4 protein-coding genes and 3 pseudogenes are annotated in these 4,511 nt (G+C 54.2%); 4 read left to right on the top strand and 3 right to left on the bottom strand.

Annotated features, from left to right (window positions below):
* Nucleotides 1-304: pseudogene (locus CB0205_RS14980) on the bottom strand (carbamoyl-phosphate synthase L chain); the annotation flags it as partial.
* 85 nt (nt 305-389) lie between these two features.
* Between CB0205_RS14980 and CB0205_RS15590 the strand changes: the two are divergent.
* Together CB0205_RS15590 and CB0205_RS0113945 are read left to right on the top strand one after the other, a co-directional pair.
* Nucleotides 390-692 (top strand): annotated as a pseudogene (locus tag CB0205_RS15590) (DNA-3-methyladenine glycosylase); the annotation flags it as partial.
* Between the two features lie 266 nt (nt 693-958).
* Nucleotides 959-1,981: a site-specific integrase gene (locus CB0205_RS0113945; RefSeq protein WP_043706221.1), complete on the top strand. Its 1,023-nt coding sequence runs from the start codon at nt 959-961 to the stop codon at nt 1,979-1,981.
* Nucleotides 1,982-2,284: 303 nt separating this feature from the next.
* Here CB0205_RS0113945 and CB0205_RS16590 read toward each other — a convergent pair whose 3' ends face one another.
* Entirely contained in the window at nt 2,285-2,590 is a 306-nt protein-coding gene (locus CB0205_RS16590; RefSeq protein WP_232197347.1) for a hypothetical protein, read from the bottom strand.
* 72 nt (nt 2,591-2,662) lie between these two features.
* On the opposite strand from CB0205_RS16590, the gene CB0205_RS16585 reads away from it, so the two are divergent.
* Both CB0205_RS16585 and CB0205_RS15580 read left to right on the top strand, forming a co-directional pair.
* A complete protein-coding gene (locus tag CB0205_RS16585) occupies nt 2,663-2,980 on the top strand; it encodes a hypothetical protein (protein WP_232197346.1) in 318 nt (105 codons plus the stop codon).
* Nucleotides 2,981-3,193: 213 nt separating this feature from the next.
* Nucleotides 3,194-3,976, top strand: coding sequence for a transposase (locus CB0205_RS15580; protein WP_010318200.1), 783 nt, complete (start codon nt 3,194-3,196; stop codon nt 3,974-3,976).
* Between the two features lie 225 nt (nt 3,977-4,201).
* On the opposite strand, the pseudogene CB0205_RS16580 reads toward CB0205_RS15580, so the two are convergent.
* Nucleotides 4,202-4,511: pseudogene (locus tag CB0205_RS16580) on the bottom strand (hypothetical protein); the annotation flags it as partial.

Below are 4,511 nucleotides of genomic sequence, written 5' to 3'. Positions count from 1 at the left end.
AGTTATTGATGTCAGCGAAGTTGGCATTCGCCAGGACATCAGCAAAGAAAACGCTGTTTTTGCCAACGACGAGGGGCAGGAAGCCACCCAGACCTGCCTGGTTGGGTGTGCCAGCTGCTTGGGTCTGTGCCTGGACGCCAACCTGGGGTTTGACCACATCCTTGAGGCTGATGCTCATCACCCCAAGGTCGTCAGCTGAGCCTTGGGCGACCTCAACGGGCTTGGCGTTGACCTGAGGGATGGATGCCAGTGCCAATGCAGCAGCACCAGTGAGCGACAGGCTCAGGCGAATGGACTGCTGCATTCCTCAATCTCTATTGCTGCAGATAGTGGCAGCTGACATCGCCTGCAGTCATTGGAGTTAGAGCAGTTTCACGGTTGTCAGCACACTGGAGAGACCAGGAGCCACTCCCATAGCCACCCAGCCCATCACCAAGCAACCTCCAGCGCTCCCCCAAGCCTTCTTCGCCCGCCCCGCCGAGCTGGTCGCCCCCGACCTGATTGGTTGCAGGTTGGTGAAACGCCAAGAGGACGGCAGCTTGCTTTGGGGCGTGGTGGTGGAAACCGAGGCGTATTCCCAGGAGGACCCCGCCTGCCACGGCTTCCGCCGCCGCTCTCCCAGCAACGAAACGCTTTTTGGTGAGCCAGGGCGTTTTTATGTCTATGTGAGCTATGGCATTCACCACTGCGTGAAGCGAGCCCACAACTCAAGGAGCTCAGGCTGGGCTTGAGATTTCTGCGGCTGCCATTGGTCGCCCAGCCAACTCCCAAGCCGCCGCCCAGAAAACTCCCCGATTTTTTCTTCCCAGCAGACCCCCAGAGCTAAGAAGAGCTACGGGTGGACGCGGCTGTCTTGGCTGGGTCAGTGGTGGAGCCGTAGCTCTGGTGTCAGCACCAGCGGCACCCCGTGCAGAAGGCACCTTCCCTGAGAAACAACAACGGCACGCTCCAGGTGAGGGTGAGGATTGACGGGAAGGATGCGTTTATCAACCGCCTGGGTCGCTGGGATGACCCTGTGGCAGTGGCGAGAGCCCAAGCCATCAGCGCCCAGATTTGGAGCGACTACCAGCAGGGCAGCTTTGACCGCAGCCTGATGGCATATCAGCCGCTGGTGGATGGCAAGCAGGTTGGTCTGCTGGAGGCACTGAGGGTGCGGGCGGAGAGCAAACGCCAGGCAGCCGCTATCCACGCTCACAAGCTGCTGGAGCGCTATGGGAAGCCCATCCGCAATCGCAGTGAGGCAGAGGAGTTTCTGCGCTGGTTGAGAGAGGAGCGTGGCTTGAGCGACTGCACGATTGCTGGGCTGATGACCCACTACCGCCAGTGCTCAGGGGGCAATCGCCATCTGTTTTCCCACAAGCTGAAGTGGCAGCGGCGGTCGGTGCAGAGCGATGTGCTGAGCGTGGATGAAATCCAGGCTGTGCTGGCTGACCTGGAGACCAACGAGAGCTGGTATTACCCGCTGTTTTTGCTGTGGCTGAGTACGGGGCTGAGGAATGCCGAAATCAGGGGATTGACCTGGGATTGCATCCGCTGGGAAGAAGGTGAGGTGCTGGTGTGCAAGAGCTTGAGGCGTGATGGCTATTGCTCAGGTCATCACAGCTGGGCACCGACGAAGACGGGTAAGGAGCGAGTGGTGCCACTGACGCTCCAGGTGCTGGATGTGTTGAAGCAGCACCAGCAGCAGATGGAGCAGCTGGGCATCTATGAGCCCTATGGGCTTGTATTTCTTGCTCACAGCAGCCACACCAATGTCTATGACCACCTGCTGGGTCGTGTGTGGAGGCGGTCATTGCAGCGCTGTGGATTGAAGCCCCGCCGCCTTTATGCCCAGCGCCATAGTTTTCTGTCTCACGCTTTGGCAATGGGAAACTCACCCGCTGACTTGGCAGCGGCAGCAGGTCATTCCACCAAGATGCTCCTGGAGACCTATGCCAAGCCCACAGGCAGATTGAAGATGCCGAGTTGGCAGACAGCCTGAAGCTGAAAATGGAAAAAGATGTTATGAGCCAAGCTATAAAAGTGGGTGCGTTGGTTGGTTATGCGTGGCGGAAATATCAATAAAAACAAGCATGCGTGATGTGTCCCTCTTGTTGGCTTTGCCTGCAGGTGTTGGGGTGTTAGTAAATCCTCATATTGATGCCCTGTAAAAACAACAACTTGCATAAATAATCATCGCCTGCAGTGCTCACTCGGTGGATTGAGGAGCAACAACCGCATAGCGGCAAGCTGCGAGCAATACAACAGAAAAGAAGTGCTGGGTGCTGAAAAGGTCGCCAGTGCTTCAGCGTGAGAAGAAACAGAAGAAACTCAAATGCCCCAGATACAAATAGAAGAGCGCCAGCAAGCCCAGCGGCTGAAACGAAATATAAAGCGCCTTGTACGCAATGAGCTCCAAAGTACCAGCCCTTGGTGGTTTATCAGTTTCCACTACCGAGACCACCACAGCAAAGAAGATGAGTTGCTGAAGGATGTTGCTGACCTCAAGCGCAAGCTCCACCGCATCATCTACAAGAGCCGTGATAAGAGCATCAAAGGTGCTGGTGAATACTCTTATCCAATGATGCTGTTTTTCCACGAAACTAGCCATCAGGGCACAGGTCAGTTTCATACGCACCTGATTGTGGAGAGGTTGCCAGAGAGCCTAAATACTCAAGTTGAGATGGAAACCCTGTTTCACAAGCGATTGCCTCATAAGGTCAAGGCATTATCTAAATGGAAATCAATAGATATTCAACGCATCAACCAAGCAGAAGCTGACTACAGACGCATCAGCAGTTATTTGGGCAAGCAGACCAACTTAGAGCTGATTGCCCTTGACCCATTCAATAGCGACCTATTACCAAAAAGAAATGAGAAGAAACCAACTCACCATCACTTACCCAGAAGGCGATGCTCAGCAGCTCCACCAAGCACTGCTCCTGCTGAAGAGAAGCCGCTGCCTGAATATCTCAGCATTCTGTCGTGCAGCGATTGCTGAGAAACTGGAGCGATTAGAGCAAGTGGAGGCAGTCAAATGAAGACCATTACTATTCGCCTGCCTGATGTAGAGGCGGCAATGCTGGTTGAGGTGCAGAAGGTGAATAGGGCTTATAGAGACCTGCAGGGTCTTCTTGTTAGTCAAATCCGCCAGGAATATGCCAAGACCCCTAAGGGCAGGGCATCAAGGTGAAAGCGTCAGCCCCAAAAACCAATGCCCCGCTCACCACGCCAACTGCCACAGGGGTATTCCTTTCACATCACCTTGAGGTGCAATAGCCGTCAGTTTTTGATTGCCAAGGGCTTGAGACGGGATGTGCTTTTAGCGGTGCTTGCTAAGGCACAAGCCAAGGTGCCACATAGGTTGTATGCGGTGTGTTTGATGGCAAATCACCTGCACCTGCTGATAAGACCTGATGACGCCTCCCAGCTCCCCCGTTTGATGCATTGGGTTGGCTGGTATTCAGCAATGGCGCTCAACCGCCTAACTGGTCGTTGCGGGCACTTCTGGGAAGCCAGGTATTACGCCACTGCCATTCATCCAAAAGACCACAGGCGAGTGTTGAATACACTCAGGTATATCCACGCCAACCCCAAAGCAGCTGGAGTGCGAAAGGGTTTCTATGACCCCTATTCCAACTATGGGCACTACGGCAGGTTGGAAGTTGATGGCATTAGTGAGTGGCACCCCAGTTTCCTGCAACTGGCACCAACCCTGAAGGGCTGCTCCAAGCGTTATGAGCGGTTTTGTCAGCGGTATCGCCACCACGCTAAAGGAGCAGCGAAGTGCCACTGGGGCTCAAGGATGCTGAAGCGATTGGTTGAGGCAAGAGGGGCTCAAAGAAGCAGAAGAAAGCGCGTATCGCCAGGGCAACAGCAACTACCGTTTGCGTTTGATTGTCGCCTCAATCAAATCCCTGACGAATGGCACCAGATTGCAGTGAGATTTAGACGCGTCAATGGCATCCGTGATGGCGACAGGGAGCGAAGTATCTAGTAGTGGTGTTAAGGAGATAGGTGTATCAGTAGTGATAAGAGATGGAGACGCCTGGCTTTGCTGTGGGTTGAAATATTTGGGATTTACTTTGGCGGAGAAAGCGGCTCAATGCCTGCGGTGGAGGTGGGAGGTGGTGCCAGGTATTGGATGGAGTTTTGGGGCTTGTTGAGGTTGATTGAAGAAATAAAAAGCCCCTGCATGCAGGGGCTTTGTGTGTGGTTAGCCTCATTCATCCCACCAGTGCATGGTTCCATCCCCACAGCCAGAAAAATAAACTGCCATTCGCATGAGGACATTGCCACCACATGCATGGTTGCCATCTGTCCCACAGTCGCAGGCAAAGTTATCGTGCACCCGCACATCCCTATTGCTTGGGGTTGATGTTAGGGCTTTAACTGCAGCATTGGATTTCGGCGTTTCTTTCCCAGGACCGCCATTTGTACTGAAGCGCCACTTGATGTCGGCGGAGAAGCGCGACTTGAAGGCACTGTCATAAGAGAGGTTGGTGCCAAGCGTTAGTCCGTTGTTGATGGCA

This window comes from Synechococcus sp. CB0205, from assembly GCF_000179255.1.
Lineage (GTDB): Bacteria > Cyanobacteriota > Cyanobacteriia > PCC-6307 > Cyanobiaceae > Vulcanococcus.
This window is presented reverse-complemented; position numbering and strand designations above follow the sequence as displayed.

Coding starts and splice junctions, on each gene's coding strand:
- CB0205_RS16590 (WP_232197347.1), bottom strand. CDS start 2,590: ATGGCTAGTTTCGTGGAAAAACAGCATCATTGGATAAGAGTATTCACC.
- CB0205_RS16585 (WP_232197346.1), top strand. CDS start 2,663: ATGGAAACCCTGTTTCACAAGCGATTGCCTCATAAGGTCAAGGCATTA.
- CB0205_RS15580 (WP_010318200.1), top strand. CDS start 3,194: ATGCCCCGCTCACCACGCCAACTGCCACAGGGGTATTCCTTTCACATC.